Annotated in this window: 17 protein-coding genes; 10 read left to right on the top strand and 7 right to left on the bottom strand. The window is 52.5% G+C overall.

From position 1 onward, the window contains the following. Positions 1–42: 42 nt before the first annotated feature. Positions 43–1,437: a transcription termination factor Rho gene (gene rho / locus ACZ51B_RS03635; protein ID WP_464295874.1), complete on the top strand. Its 1,395-nt coding sequence runs from the start codon at positions 43–45 to the stop codon at positions 1,435–1,437. A gap of 116 nt (positions 1,438–1,553) precedes the next feature. Beyond that, positions 1,554–2,063: a bifunctional nuclease family protein gene (locus ACZ51B_RS03630; RefSeq protein WP_464295873.1), complete on the top strand. Its 510-nt coding sequence runs from the start codon at positions 1,554–1,556 to the stop codon at positions 2,061–2,063. On the opposite strand, the gene ACZ51B_RS03625 is transcribed toward ACZ51B_RS03630, so the two are convergent. Further along, complete coding sequence (locus ACZ51B_RS03625; protein WP_464295872.1) at positions 2,060–2,548, bottom strand: hypothetical protein; 489 nt, start codon at positions 2,546–2,548, stop codon at positions 2,060–2,062. The two genes, ACZ51B_RS03630 and ACZ51B_RS03625, sit on opposite strands and share 4 nt — an antisense overlap. A gap of 604 nt (positions 2,549–3,152) precedes the next feature. Between ACZ51B_RS03625 and ligA the strand changes: the two genes are divergently transcribed. Both ligA and ACZ51B_RS03615 read left to right on the top strand, forming a co-directional pair. Beyond that, the gene (gene ligA / locus ACZ51B_RS03620) at positions 3,153–5,168 is read left to right on the top strand and encodes an NAD-dependent DNA ligase LigA (protein WP_464295871.1); all 2,016 of its coding nucleotides are present in this window, start codon (positions 3,153–3,155) and stop codon (positions 5,166–5,168) included. After that, on the top strand, positions 5,165–6,067 hold the full coding sequence (locus ACZ51B_RS03615; RefSeq protein ID WP_464295870.1) for a DNA glycosylase: 903 nt from the start codon (positions 5,165–5,167) through the stop codon (positions 6,065–6,067). Before ligA ends, ACZ51B_RS03615 begins: the two co-directional genes overlap by 4 nt. A 58-nt stretch (positions 6,068–6,125) precedes the next feature. On the opposite strand, the gene ACZ51B_RS03610 is transcribed toward ACZ51B_RS03615, so the two are convergent. After that, complete coding sequence (locus ACZ51B_RS03610; RefSeq protein WP_464295869.1) at positions 6,126–6,683, bottom strand: RNA polymerase sigma factor; 558 nt, start codon at positions 6,681–6,683, stop codon at positions 6,126–6,128. Positions 6,684–6,991: 308 nt separating this feature from the next. On the opposite strand from ACZ51B_RS03610, the gene ACZ51B_RS03605 reads away from it, so the two are divergent. After that, positions 6,992–7,810, top strand: a complete 819-nt coding sequence (locus tag ACZ51B_RS03605) for a hypothetical protein (RefSeq protein WP_464295868.1) — start codon at positions 6,992–6,994, stop codon at positions 7,808–7,810. A gap of 54 nt (positions 7,811–7,864) precedes the next feature. Here the strand turns inward: ACZ51B_RS03605 and ACZ51B_RS03600 are convergent, their stop codons facing one another. From ACZ51B_RS03600 to ACZ51B_RS03590, 3 genes are all read right to left on the bottom strand, one after another. Then, positions 7,865–8,707 carry a hypothetical protein gene (locus ACZ51B_RS03600; RefSeq protein ID WP_464295867.1) on the bottom strand — a complete coding sequence of 281 codons (843 nt, stop codon included), beginning with the start codon at positions 8,705–8,707 and terminating at the stop codon, positions 7,865–7,867. A gap of 145 nt (positions 8,708–8,852) precedes the next feature. Next, positions 8,853–9,446 (bottom strand): RNA polymerase sigma factor, encoded by a 594-nt coding sequence (locus tag ACZ51B_RS03595; RefSeq protein WP_464295866.1) that lies wholly within the window; start codon positions 9,444–9,446, stop codon positions 8,853–8,855. A gap of 13 nt (positions 9,447–9,459) precedes the next feature. Continuing rightward, positions 9,460–9,981, bottom strand: coding sequence for a DUF4446 family protein (locus ACZ51B_RS03590; RefSeq protein WP_464295865.1), 522 nt, complete (start codon positions 9,979–9,981; stop codon positions 9,460–9,462). Between the two features lie 74 nt (positions 9,982–10,055). On the opposite strand from ACZ51B_RS03590, the gene lepB reads away from it, so the two are divergent. Then, positions 10,056–10,493 (top strand): signal peptidase I, encoded by a 438-nt coding sequence (gene lepB / locus ACZ51B_RS03585; protein ID WP_464295864.1) that lies wholly within the window; start codon positions 10,056–10,058, stop codon positions 10,491–10,493. A 37-nt stretch (positions 10,494–10,530) separates the two neighbouring features. Then, positions 10,531–10,971 carry an NUDIX domain-containing protein gene (locus ACZ51B_RS03580; protein WP_464295863.1) on the top strand — a complete coding sequence of 147 codons (441 nt, stop codon included), beginning with the start codon at positions 10,531–10,533 and terminating at the stop codon, positions 10,969–10,971. Here ACZ51B_RS03580 and ACZ51B_RS03575 read toward each other — a convergent pair. After that, complete coding sequence (locus ACZ51B_RS03575) at positions 10,968–11,732, bottom strand: M48 family metallopeptidase (RefSeq protein ID WP_464295862.1); 765 nt, start codon at positions 11,730–11,732, stop codon at positions 10,968–10,970. The two genes, ACZ51B_RS03580 and ACZ51B_RS03575, sit on opposite strands and share 4 nt — an antisense overlap. 33 nt (positions 11,733–11,765) lie before the next feature. Beyond that, positions 11,766–12,338 carry a hypothetical protein gene (locus tag ACZ51B_RS03570; protein WP_464295861.1) on the bottom strand — a complete coding sequence of 191 codons (573 nt, stop codon included), beginning with the start codon at positions 12,336–12,338 and terminating at the stop codon, positions 11,766–11,768. Between the two features lie 175 nt (positions 12,339–12,513). On the opposite strand from ACZ51B_RS03570, the gene ACZ51B_RS03565 reads away from it, so the two are divergent. From ACZ51B_RS03565 to ACZ51B_RS03555, 3 genes are all read left to right on the top strand, one after another. Then, complete coding sequence (locus ACZ51B_RS03565; RefSeq protein ID WP_464295860.1) at positions 12,514–12,897, top strand: type II secretion system protein; 384 nt, start codon at positions 12,514–12,516, stop codon at positions 12,895–12,897. A 182-nt stretch (positions 12,898–13,079) separates the two neighbouring features. Continuing rightward, positions 13,080–13,463: a type II secretion system protein gene (locus ACZ51B_RS03560; RefSeq protein WP_464295859.1), complete on the top strand. Its 384-nt coding sequence runs from the start codon at positions 13,080–13,082 to the stop codon at positions 13,461–13,463. A gap of 67 nt (positions 13,464–13,530) precedes the next feature. Further along, positions 13,531–13,983 (top strand): type IV pilus modification PilV family protein, encoded by a 453-nt coding sequence (locus ACZ51B_RS03555; RefSeq protein WP_464295858.1) that lies wholly within the window; start codon positions 13,531–13,533, stop codon positions 13,981–13,983.

The raw sequence follows: 13,983 nt of genomic DNA, 5'->3' as shown, positions 1-13,983 counted from the left end.
ACGGCCTCCAACCAAAGCGGATCCCTGATTCACAGGAGTAAAATGACCCATCAGTTTCGACCTCGTAAGGGGCAAGACGGCAATAACCACAGCAATAATAACAATCGGCGCCGTCGTCCTAGCGGTAACCGCGAAGGCTTACCCAAGAATGACGCCACCGATTTCGATAGCCTGCCGGAAATTGATTACAATTCGCTAGACCAACTGGCACCCGCTGCGCTACTCAAAGAAGCTAAGAATGCCAAGCTCGATCCAAAGAGCATGCTTCGCCATGAAGTAGTCGAATGCCTGCTGCAGAAAGCCAACCCAGAAGCAGTCTATGCCAAAGGAATCCTGGAGTACATCCAAGACTACGGCTTCCTTCGCCGCGAAAACTATCATCCCGGCCCAGGAGACGTTTACGTTTCTCAAAGCCAGATCAAGCGATTTAATCTTCGTCAAGGCGACATCGTTTTCGGCCAGATTCGCACGCCCAAAGAAGGCGAGAAGTATCCAGGCATGCTCCGAGTCGAAAGCGTCAATGCATTCGGCACGCAAAGCCCTGAGATGCAGCGACGCGTGAACTTTGACGAACTCACACCGCTCTATCCAAACGAGAGAATCATCGCCGAAACCGTCGCGGATAACATCCCACAGCGAATCGTCGACCTCATCTCGCCAATCGGAAAGGGTCAGAGAGGTCTCATCGTGGCACCACCGAAAGCCGGTAAGACCACCATGATGAAGACCATCGCCAACGCGATCACGGTCAATCACCCGGAAATCTATCTCATGGTCCTGCTCGTCGACGAGCGACCGGAAGAAGTTACCGACATGCGCCGAAGCGTCCGGGGCCAAGTCATCTCATCCACTTTCGATGAGCCAGCCGAAAACCACATGCGGGTTGCCGAACTCTGTCTAGAGCAGGCCAAGCGACTCGTGGAAGCAGGCCGAGATGTTGTGATCTTGCTGGACTCACTCACACGATTGAGCCGAGCAAGCAACCTCACCATCAACCCCTCCGGAAGAACCCTCTCCGGTGGTCTGGACCCAGCTGCACTCTATCGACCTCGCCGCTTCTTTGGCTCCGCGCGAAACATCGAAGAAGGCGGATCGCTGACCATCATCGCTTCCGTCCTCATCGAGACCGGTAGCCGAATGGATGAAGCGATCTTCGAAGAGTTCAAGGGTACAGGAAACATGGAACTCGTTCTCGACCGAGAACTGGCAGAGCGCAGAATCTGGCCAGCGATTGATGTCAAGCGAAGCTCCACCCGCCACGAAGAGTTTCTATTCAAGAAGGAAGAATTGGAAGGTGTGGTCCAACTTCACCGCCTCCTCGCCAACCAAAAGGACAGCGTAGAAGCAACCGATTCCTTGATCAAGCTTCTCAAGCGAACGCCTACCAACGCAGCCTTCCTAGAAGGTGTTGTGGCACGAACCAAAGCATCTGTCTGATGCCTCACAGCGCGAGCCGCATCTTTCGGATGCGGCTCATCTGTTTCTGAATCGATTTTTTGGGACAGAACATAGGATAATAGGCAGCTACAAACGTCGAAGTAGCCGAGAACTCTATGCCGGACGATTTTGAAGAGAACGATAGTAAAGAAAACCTAAACGAACCCCCAGCGTTCTTCCCCTACGAAGGCCAAAGCCTCCCAAGTGAAGACGACACTTCATCAGAAATGATCGAAGTGCAAATAGAAGGGATCTTTGGGGTCGAAAGCGATGCCCAAACTCGCTTCGTACTTCTATCCGACGGCATCCGCAAACTGCCCATCCGCATCGGTGCCTTCGAGTCCCAGGCAATCCTCTACATCCTTGAAGGCGACCGCCCGGACCGCCCAATGACGCACGACCTCTTCAAGAACGTCCTAGACCGCCTTGAAGCCACCCTCGACCGAGTCGCCATCGACGACTTCTGGAGCTCTATCTATTACGCGAAGATGTACCTGCACCAGGAAGGCGTAGACGAAGAGCTAGAAATAGACGCCCGCCCATCCGACGCCATAGCCATGGCCGTCCGCTTCAACGCCCCCATCTTCGTAGCAAACGCCGTCTTCGACGCTAGCGAAGAGATTTAACTTCGCTGTCTCAAGATGGTAACGATGCTTCGCGTGAGAGCGGTCTCAGTAGTAAAGGGTCTTCCATTAAGAGTGAAAGACTCTAAATTGCTGGGCAGATTGTAAGCATTCACTCCAAACCCACTCTTGGAGTCCCCCCAAAGGAATGCCCTCCCGGAGGTGAACACGATGCGTCCTGAACCCGCATGCGCCAGCACCATGGCCTCTGATCCAGGTTGCAGGATGTAGATTCCCCTTTCGCTCAGATCCGCATCGCTGGAGTCGCAGGACCAAGTCTTCTGCGCCACAAATCGCACAGTCTTTCGCTCTTGACCTTTGAGAGTCTTCTCTACAGTGATCTCAGCCACACGAAGATCGCCCTCGCGAAAGATCCGATGGACAGTTCCAACACAAACATAAGATGCGCTGCTCAGAGATTTCTCAATGGGAATGACGGCAATTTTGGCCTTCGCCTGAAAGACGGTAAGAAGTGCGACGGTGAGCATAATAATCGGTAAGACGTTCTAATGATGTTTGGGTTGCTGTAGAAGCCTCTTGAACTTGGAAACTAGGTCAGTCTCTGAGAACAAATGGTTGCCGTTTTTATGCCAGTCCTTAGGCAAAGTGTAGTAACCGATCGAAATCTCCTTTGGGTCAAAGGAGGTTGCATCATAGAAACCGTTCTTGAAAACGATGCGACCCGAGCCGGAATGGCCTAAAAACATCACATTCCGTGGCACCCTCTTGTCGCCAGGCCGAGGGAATTTATAGCTCTCTCGCAATATGTACATGCCCCTCTCACCCGCAACTGCACTGCTAGTGTCACACCTCCAAGTCTTCTCAGCTAGATAAAGGAGCGATTTCCGAGGAGTTCCTTTTAAAGTCTCCAAGATCCTAAGCTCCGCAACCCGCAACCCGTGAGTTTTATAAACCCTACTAACACGACCAACGCACACAAAGTCCGCACTCCTCAGCCCTTCTGAGATTGGCAGATAAGTCGGTTGGAACCCAGCGAGTAAGAAACAGGCTATCATTTGCTTGAAACACCCTAACTCATAAACAAACAACCTAGGAAGAGATTTCGATCCCCACAGCGCCATAATCCAAGGCATGGACGCGGGACGCGCAGCCGAGCTTCGGAAGATCATCGAGCACCACGAATATCTGTACTACGTCTTGGACAAACCCGAGATCAGTGACACCCAGTACGACCAACTGTTCCGAGAGCTCCAGGACATAGAAGCCGCCCAACCCGAACTCAAAACCGACGACAGCCCAACGGCCAGAATCGGTGCTCCGCCCATCGAAGGATTCGAGCCTCATCGCCACCTTATCCCGATGCTTTCCCTCGACAACGCCTTTGGCGAAGAAGAGCTCAGAAGCTACGACGAACGCGTCCGGAAAGGACTCGAAACCACAAACCCCGTCGAGTACTTCGCGGAACTCAAGTTCGACGGCGCATCGATCTCTCTCACCTACCAGGACGGCTATCTCATCACGGCCACCACCCGAGGCGACGGAACCACGGGAGAGAACGTCACCGCAAACGCCCGCACCATCGGCGGCATCCCCCTCCGAATGCGCAATCCACTTCCAGGCCTCATCGAGGTCCGCGGGGAAGTGGTCATGCTCAAGGCGAACTTCGAGAAGATCAACGCAGCCCGTGCCGAGCGAGGAGAACAAGTATTCGCCAACCCCCGAAATGCAGCAGCAGGGGGATTACGACAACTTGATAGCCGCCTAACTGCCCAAAGAAAACTCAACTTCTTCGCCTACGGCGTAGGTGCCGTCCAACTCCAGCAAGGGAACAGGTTGGCCAATTCCCAGTCAGAAATCATCAAAGCCCTCCGAGAACTAGGTTTTGCAACGCGAATAGAAGCGAAAGCCGTTACAGGTGTCGAAGAGCTCATCGAGTTCGTCAACCACGCCCAAAGGATCCGAAACGACCTCCCATTCGGAATCGATGGTGCAGTCCTCAAAGTGAACTCGCTGGACCTCCAAGAGCAGCTCGGCTTCACCGCCCGGGGACCCAGATGGGCCATCGCCTACAAATACCCAGCTGAGCAAGCCTTCACCACCCTAAAGGCCATCCTTACTCAAGTGGGGCGAACCGGTAACGTCACGCCCGTAGCCGACTTAGAGCCGGTCTACGTGGGTGGAGTAACGGTCAGCCGAGCCACCCTCCACAACTTCGACGAACTCCGCCGCAAGGATGTCCGTGAAGGCGACACAGTCATCGTCCAGCGCGCGGGAGACGTCATCCCAGAGGTCGTAGGCCCAGTCCTGGAAAAACGACTCGGTGACCCGCCCATCCCGCAAGAGCCAACGCACTGCCCCGTATGCGAAACCCAGCTGGTCCGCAAAGAAGGAATCGTCGCCCTCAAGTGTCCCAACCGCTACTGCCCAGCTCAAGTCGCCATGAAGATCGAACACTTCGTGGGCCGCAAAATGATGGACATCGACGGTCTCGGCACCAAGCTCATCGAACGCTTCCTAGAGCTTGGCTTCCTCACAGACGTAACCGGCATCTTCCGCCTCAAAGAGAGACGCGAAGAACTAGTGAACCTAGATCGTATGGGTGAACAGTCCGTGGACAACCTTCTCCAGAGCATCGAAGACTGCAAATCACGCCCCCTCCCCCGCTTCCTCTTTGCGCTTGGCATCCCAGAAGTCGGCGAGAAAGGAGCGCAAGACCTGGCAAGGGAACTTAGAACACTAGAAGCGCTCCGCCACGCAGACTACGAAACCCTGAACGCCATCCCAAACGTAGGACCACGCACCGCCTCCGAAATCCAAGAGTGGTTCGAAGACGAAGAAAACCGCAAACTAGTCGACGACCTCCTAGCACTCGGAGTAACCCCGGTAGAAGCCGAGGCTCCTACAAGCGATATCTTCGCGGGCCAAACCTTCGTCTTCACCGGCAAACTGGAAAAATTCGCCCGGGAAACGGCAGAGGAGTTGGTCGGAAAGATGGGCGGCAAGTCAGCAGGAAGTGTCAGTAAGAACACCACCTACGTAGTCGCTGGTCCCGGAGCAGGCTCTAAACTAGCCAAGGCCGAATCCCTAGGAGTTGCCGTACTGACCGAAGACCAGTTCCTCGAAATGCTCCCCGAGGGCACCCTTTGAACTCATTCACTCTCACCTATCCCAAGAACCGCCTCGATCTCGAACTCTGCGTGTCCAGTGGCCAAGTCTTCCGCTGGGAGAAGCTAGAAGATGGCTCCTTCCTCGGTGTCGATGGAAACCACTGGTACCACATGTCTCCCCCACACATCAAAGAGGATCTGGAATCGATCGAAGTACGTTCCAACGCAACACTCGCCGACCTCGAGTCGTTCTTCCGACTCGATTGGGACGCCGAGGAGACCGAGAAGAAAATCCTCGAAATCGGACCCGAGATGGAGCCCTACATGCAAAGTCTCCCCGGACTACGCCTAGTAAGGCCTTCGTACCCCACAGAGGTGTTCTTCTGTTTCCTCTGCACCCCAAACAATAACCTGAAACGCATCATCGCTATGAGTCGCCATCTGGCAGAGTACGGTGAGACTATGACAGAGGTGGAAGGCAGGGTATTGAAGAGGTTCCCCACAGTGGACGTGATTGCCCAAATACCAGAGACTCGTCTCCGCGAGATGAAATTCGGATACCGAGCTGCCACCATTCCAGGCATCGCAAGGCAGGTCATGGCCCGTGGCGGGGAAGAATATCTTGCAGGATTGAGGGGTTTAACCTACACAGAAGCCTTCCAAGAGCTCTGTTCATTCAAAGGAATTGGAGCAAAATTAGCCGACTGTATCGCGCTATTCGCGCTGCATCATACAGAAGCAGTTCCAATAGATACACACATCTGGCAAGCATCTGTTCGCCTCTATTTTCCTGAGTGGAAAGAAAAATCACTCACCGATTCCAAATACCGAGAACTGGGCGACTACTACCGGAATCGCTTTGGAATGCTAACGGGATGGGCACATCAGTATCTATTCTATGATAATGTGCTGAATTGGAGAAGTAGAAAGGAAGTATAAGAGTATAGCCACCGCATCGTGGCCACTGCTGCATCGCAGTTCTGCTGAAGTATTTCTCTTAACCGATAGCGACTCGTAAATCCTTCTTAAGGATTGCTCTTGCCCTAAAGAGCCAGCTCTTGATTGTCCCCTCGGGCTTGTCAAGGGCTTGGGCGATCTCGTTGACTTCCATATGGCGGAAGTGCCGCATCAAAATAATTCTCTGATAGTTCTCCGGAAGCCTCTCGATTGCATCGAGTACCTGTCCCTGCTGAATGTTGCCGCGAACCTGAGATTCCACCTCTGTTGTGTCTTGCAGCATGTATTCATGCTGATCCAGGCTTTCACCGTCGCGTTTTCGCTGCCTCACAGCGTCCACACAGCAGTTGGCACATATTCTACATAGCCAAGGTTTCATTGGGCGACTTGAGTCAAACTCCTTAATCGCTCGGTAGGCTTTTACTATGGTCTCTTGAACCGCATCATTTGCATCTTCGTTATTGCGTAACATTCGCATTGCGAGTGAGTGCAAGATCGGCCGATACTGATCGCAGAGTTGCTCAAAACTAGCTTTGTCCCCCTCGGTTGCCCGAGAAACCAATTCTGATTCTAAGCTTTGAAAGCTGCCTATATTCATTGTTTGTTGCCTCTAGTGGAGACAAGTAAATTGTATAACCAGTTGGGTAAGCCCTGTATGGTGTTCACTATTTCTGGGACTATTGTCTAACCCTTTCGTAGGCCAGTGGACCTAGTTTAGAAAGGTTAACTGCCACGCAACCGAACACCTGAGCGTATAAAGCCGTTTTTGCTCACTAAAAGGGATGTTCCATGGCAATCATTGCAAGCAAAATTAACAGTCCCATCTGGAGCTTGGCTACCGATTATTTCCGTGTGGGACAGGGAAGTTCGCTAGTATACAAATTCTTGCTGGTGACGCCGGCAATCATGTTAGGAGTCATTGGTGGCGTTGGCCGATTTCGGCACAGCGAATACCAATTCCTCACCAACACGCCCGAGCAGGAAGCTCGCCTAAACGCCTACGTAGAGCCCGCAAGGCTCACGCATGAACTCCTGGGTGAATACAGACGTGATTGCACGCCCCAGCAACTCAGAGACCTTGCGAATGTGTGGAAGCAAGGAGCCATCTCGGGCAAACTAAAGCCCCTAGAGTCAGCATTCTACGAAGACTCCTGCAGAGAAGGCCTCAAGGGCGACGCAGTCAACCAGAACTGCATGGTGGCAACGCTCATGCTGGAGCTGAGCGAGAAGGAGCAGTTCAAACAGCTCTGGTCACAAAGCGTAGAAGATGCCCTGCTAGCAGCCGAGTCGGTGCAGGCGCTTCGCTGCTCCGACTTCCCAAGCGCAATCCAGACAGGTATCGTCCAGAGACGAGCGCTCGCACTGATTTCCGAGGCTGCTCCATACCTACCTCCTGTCCGAAGAACTGCCGCAAAGAAGAGGCTGGCTGCACTCACCATCTCCATTGAGACTCTTCAAAAGATGGCTCACCGAGCAAAGTCTCTCTTCTCAGACTATCAAGATCGACGAGGCGAAGCCGTCATCTCCATCGAAGACACTCAGCGGGTTTTCAACATTCAGGACGAGATGATGAGGCAGGCCAGCCATAAGAAGCCGATCAACAAGCTCCCTTATCTTGCAGACCGCGAATCTTCCATGCCAATGTTCGTTTCCGATATTCGACTCGGAATCAACTCCGCAATGCAGATCAATAAGCGAATCGCGAACATCCTCGCTCAAAAATAAAGCGAAAAAGCGGCACTCCAGAAAGGAGAGCCGCTTTTTCATATGAGGCAATGTTCAGCGATCCAAGATGATGAACATGTTGTCCGCGCTCACCGATACCGTGTAGGAAGATCCGTTGGTAGCAGAGTTCGCTCCTTCAATAGGACTGTTCGACTGCAAGTTCCAAGTGAGTGTCTTGTCAGATTCGTTAACCTTGACTTCTACATTCATCTTGTACCGATCAGCCAAAGCCATCGCCAACTCCTTGATGGAGCCTGAATTCGCCTTCTTCTCAAGCGTCCCGCTTCCAGGAATCGCCAGCCAAATCGGCGGATTCTCGTCGCTAACCTGAATCTGGAACAGCGCAGCCGTTGTGTTCGGGTTGCTAAGGGGACTCTTAAGATCCTGGTTAGCTGCCAACGAAATCGTCTTCAGCACGTGGCCCTTCTCATCCGAAACGGTGATGGTTTTAGGCTGAGGGTACTTCGCCTCAAAAACCACGTTTGAATCTTTCACTTCAAACTTCATCGGATTCGACTCAGCGCCGCTCGTAGCAATGCCACCCTGTGAAGAGTTCGAATTGCCCGGACGAAGCGCCAAAACGCCGCCATACATCACAGCAACTGCGACAGCACCAAGCGCAAAGCGAGGCAGCCAAAGGCTAAAGATCGAGCTCTTACGCCGGTGCTCCAGACCCTGCTCCAAGCGACTAGCAATGCGATCACTCAAGTAGATGGGCACGTCAATCTCTTCCAGCTGGAGCTTCGTCAGCTCATTCATCGTGCTCTCAAAGGCACGATACTCAGCCTGAATTTGCGCATCCGAAGCCAAACGCTGCTCAAAGTTCTGCTTGAGACCTTCTTCTAGCGTTCCCTCGTAATATGCGGAGAAAAACTCCCGTGCTTTTTCGTGATTCATACCGTCACTTGCCTCTCGCCAGTAGCGATGAAAATTGTTCTACCTTTCTTCAAAATATTCCCTGGAGCCACTGTATGAGCAGCTCACATAAGACTTTGTTAAATGATCAACACCAATTCAGCATTGATACACTTCGTTTGACTTTCTAGATCTTAAAAAGTTCCTCGTTTTTAACCAAAAGTTCTCTTAGGTTCAAACGAGCCCTGTTTAATCGGCTTTTTACCGTGCCAACTGGCAAGTCCAGGGCAGCAGCGATCTCTTCGTAGCTCATCATCTCGGCGTGATACATCACGATCATCGCCCGCTGATACTCAGGAAGGACTCCCACAGCCTCTTCAATCTTCCGCTCGCGCTCATCGCGTTCAGCCTGAAGGTCCGGTGTTGGCCTAGTGTCCTCTACCTGCATCTCCATGTCCCCATCTGGACCTTGCATCGAGGTCTCTAGGCTGGTAGTGTGCTTGTTGCGTTCCTTCTTCTTTAGGTCAAGGAAGCAGTTCGTGATAATGCGATAAAGCCAAGTGTTGAAACTGCTTTGCCCCCGAAAGTTGTGCAACGCGTTGAAGACCCGATAAAAAGCCTCCGCAACCACGTCCGCGGCCTCTTCAGGGTTACGAGTAAGTCGGAATGCGTACTGATACGCCCTGACCTCATATTTCCGAACAAGGGCATTGAAGCTGCTACGGTCGCCACCCTGCGCCCGGCTGATCAGCATTTCGTCTTCTAGATACCGTTCACTCATCAATGACCACTATTTATGGGGAGACAATCGTTCGGGGCCCAGAATTTCGTGCCTCTCGAATCGCCCTCTGCTCTTCCTGGCTCAGGTCTCTCTCAGATCGACCATTTTGCAGTGGCTTGCAGTAAACCCTACAGTCTGTACGTCCCACGATACTACTAAGGACGGCTCCATCGCCACGATCGTCGTAGACGGCCAGAGCAAAACTCTGATTGCCGCCCACATCTTCAAAGGCGTCGAACCGAATAAGTCCAATATGACGCTTGGAGCTCCGCATCAGGTCTTCTAGCTCATCGGTGCGACCTTTAAGCGAGTTGATATCGTTTTCGATGACCATTCTTTGACGAAGGTGGTCGTAAAGGAGGGTTTCTAGGCTCTCGTGGCTGCTACTTTGAAGCAGATGCTTCCATCGTTCATTGAATCTTCGTTGAACAATAGAGGTTCGCACCGCCCATGCTGACAATAGAAATGTCGCGATGGCGAGAACGAGGAGAAACTCCGGGGCGTGTTGGGCTAAGCTCTTGAGTAATAAATCCATGGTCAAGCGGCCGCAGAGGGATTAAGTATAGCGGACTCGGAGGACAGATTTGGATCAAAGGAATGTGATGTTGAATGGCTAAGACCAGAAAGAAGGCGATTACAGGCTTCGGCATCGCCATGTTGTTTGTTTTGGCGTTTGCGATTTTCTTCTACTTAAACTGCCGCACCGTGGTTGTCTCAGGACATTCCATGGACAAAACTCTTCACACAGGTCAGAGACTGCTGGTCTGCAAAGCGTATTGGTTGGTTGGAGAGATAAGGCAAAAAGACATCGTAGTCGTCCAAGACAACAATCCGGACGGCTACATCATCAAGCGCGTCTATAAGCTTGGAGGCGAAGCGGTCGAGAGCGCAAACGCCCCTAAATCTCACCGTTTAGCAGACGGCCCCTTTGTCGTTCCCAAAGATATGTTGTATGTTCTTGGCGACAACCGACCGGAAAGCGAAGACAGCCGATCTTTTGGGCCGGTGGAGATGTCCAAGGTGATCGGCAAAGTTATCGTGTGGTGATTTGAAGAAATTTCCTTCAGGCCAATATGGGAGACAGGTGCTGCGGTTTCATCCAGCACCATTCCGAGCCCCGCTTCGAGCGTTTGCGGGCCTCGTTTTCCCCTGGGTTGGTGAGAAGGTGGTCATCTGCGATATCGCCGGCAGAGGCTGGTGCATCCCTTCAGGCAGAGTTGAGCCACACGAGAGCTCGCTAGAAGCCGTCAGAAGGGAAGCAATCGAAGAAGCAGGAGCCATCCTAGGTGGCATTGACTACATGGGCTGCTACAACATCACCGAGCGGAGCGAAGTCCGCTGGGCCGATTGCTACGCAGCACAGGTGCTAAGCCTCCAAGCAATCTCAATGCCCGAAGAGTCTAGAGGCGTTCGCCTCGTCACCATCGACGAACTTCCAGCGATCTACCATCTGTGGAACGAACTCACACAGATGGTTTTTGAACACAGCCGAGACGTGGTGAATAGACAGCGTCGCTGCTGCTAACCACTCAACTTCATGGGACGGAGCGGCGGATAAGTCACGCCCGATTTCTTGATCTTGTCTTCAATCTTCTGAATACGATGCTTGTCCGAAGGGTGCGTGCTTAGAAATTCAGGAGGCTTATCACCCTTCTGCTCCGCTTCCAGCATCCGAAACACGTTCGCCATCCCCTGCGGGTTATATCCCGATTGAGCCACCAAATCGAACCCGGTATCGTCAGCATCAGATTCCGAGCCTCGACTGTACTTCAAGCTAAATAAACCGCTCGCTAGCCCCGCCAAGTCCGTAACTGTCCTGCCAGCCTTGAAAATGAGGGCACCAATCGCCACAAGCGTATCTCGGGTCTGGCTGTCACGATACTGCTTGGCCCAGTGCTCATGACGAATATGAGTCAGCTCGTGCCCCAAAACACCTGCCAACTCGTCCTCGGTCTTCATCTTAGAAAGAATGCCCGTGTAAAAGAAAACAGGTCCGCCCGGCAAAGCAAACGCGTTGACCTCCTTACTGTCAATCACGTCAAACGAATATTCCCAATTGGTCTTGTCCTTAACGTTGCTAAGCAATCGTGTGGCCACACGGCGCAGAGTCTTCACCCGAATGTCCGTCGCAGGTAGAACCTTCTCTTTCTGCCGAAGCTCCTTCGCTGCATTCTTGCCTAGCTCAATCTGCTGCTTAGGGCTCGGTTTTGAGAACTGGGCATGCGCATTGGACCCAGCCGCTACTGTCGCACAGACGACAAAAGACGCTACGATCGACTTTCTCATAGTAAATCTAGACGACATTTCAAAGCTTTCGGTCTACATAAAGTGTTCGTAAAGACGAACTTCGTAAGGCATACCCACGGGAAGAGAAGCCCTGAAGCCCTCCACTGACGACCAACTGGCGATGCCGATGACCTCTTCTTCAAGAGTATCGTTCACCCCAACCAAATAACCTGTGAATCCATCCAGCATTCGTAACTCGTCGAAGATCCGGGTCAACTCTTCCACCAGCTCTTTCCCGTAACCTGGCTCGGCAACCCTTACGCTCATGGAAAGAAAGTCAGGCTTGCCGCTCGTCCCCTTCAACGTTCCACCTGACTTAACAATACGTAATCGCATGACGTCAGCTGGCGCGCTCCCTACTACCTGGGACTCCATAAGAGTCCGCTTCTGGGCAATCGTCTTGAGCCCAAGGTCGGCCGCTTCAATGCTCTCGTAATGGAAGAAAATCAGACCCTTAGAGTGATCCGTGATACTGCGGGAGAACGAAGCTCCAAGAAACCCTGCAACTCCCTCAAGGGCCGCACACACATGCGTGTAGTAGGTGACTACCGTATGCTCATCAAGTTCGTGGCTATCAACCCGAATTAGAATTGCCGTTTCGGACATGAGCTAAGGGTACCGACACAGCATAGTCTGTGCCTAGACCTGTGACTTCCTATCTTACATATGTTTTGGACACTAAATCCCCGTACACATACGGTGTCCCTCCCCAAAACCCTGTGGAATCAAATCGACACGGGCTACCAAGCCCAAAGCAAACAACGGGTTAGGGTAACAGCATATGAATCGCAATCGCAGAAAGAAGGGTTTCACACTTATCGAAATCATGATCGTCGTCTTGATCATCGGCGTCTTGATGGCAATCGCAGTACCAAACTTCCTTAAGGCTCGTGGTAGTAGCCGCTACCAGACCATCAAGGCTAACTTGAAGCAGATCGATGCCGCTAAGTCACAGTGGGCAATGGAGAAAGGTAAGAGCGACACCGATGCAGTCACTTCGACTGACCTAGATCCGAACTACGTCAAGTGGCCAACCGGACCACTCGCATCCGGCACCTACAGCACCGGTGGTACAGTCAGCGCAGCATCCAGCTACAACTCGATGACCGGCGACCAATGGGACGCAGCTTGCGGACCAGCAGCAACCGGTACCTGTCCCCTATAAGCTCGTTATAGGCTTTAAAACAGCCCCATGCCACCGGCATGGGGCTGTTTTGTTTTGCACCCCACTAGAGCTATTTATGCAATGGAATCCTAGTAATGATGCGAGGATGCCCCGCCCTTTTGAATGGAAATAGCTCAGGGAGAGTCGGAAGCTCTCAATAAAGAGGTCAGGGGAAAAGCTAAATGAATCGCAATCGCAGAAAGAAGGGTTTCACACTTATCGAAATCATGATCGTCGTCTTGATCATCGGCGTCTTGATGGCAATCGCAGTACCAAACTTCCTTAAGGCTCGTGGTAGTAGCCGCTACCAGACCATCAAGGCTAACTTGAAGCAGATCGATGCCGCTAAGTCACAGTGGGCAATGGAGAAAGGTAAGGCAAGCTCAGACGCAGTTACCTCTACTGACCTAGATCCGAACTACGTCAAGTGGCCAAGTGGACCACTCGCATCCGGCACCTACAGCACTGGTGGCACAGTCAGCGCAGCATCCAGCTACAACTCGATGACCGCAGACCAATGGGACGCAGCTTGCGGACCAGCAGCGACTGGCACCTGCCCACTCTAAGAAAGCTACGGCGTGACGATATCGAAGGGGGGCGGCGTAGCCGCTCCCTTTTTTATTGGGAAGAATTATGAAAAGAGCACCAAAGTCTCGAGCATTTTCCTTGCTAGAAGTGTTGTTTGCCATGTTCTTGGTGGCCACCTCAGCACTCGTGGTTGCGGCAACAATGCCCGTGGCAAACCTCTCCAGAAACAAGGCAAATCTGTATCAGAAAGCAATGGGTATCGCCCAAAAGGAGCTCGAATCAATTCGTGGGCTTGGCTATGCAAACGTGTCGGCGAGCCAGCTAGTCACCTTCCAACTCATCGATAGCTCCACGCCAACCTCAGCAAATACTTACACCTTTACCAATTCAGATAGTGCGGCTAACGATGCTCCCTCTAAAGTCTTGCCGTCCGGAACAGGCACCGTCATGATCGAGCAAGCCGATATCGATCTCCGAAGAGTAACCGTAACCGTCAAGTGGGTGGACCGTGGCGCCACCAAGAGCTTCCAAGTCGCGACCCTCGTGGCGAATTTGTGA

This window comes from Fimbriimonas sp. LA-C6, from assembly GCF_055398105.1.
This window is presented reverse-complemented; position numbering and strand designations above follow the sequence as displayed.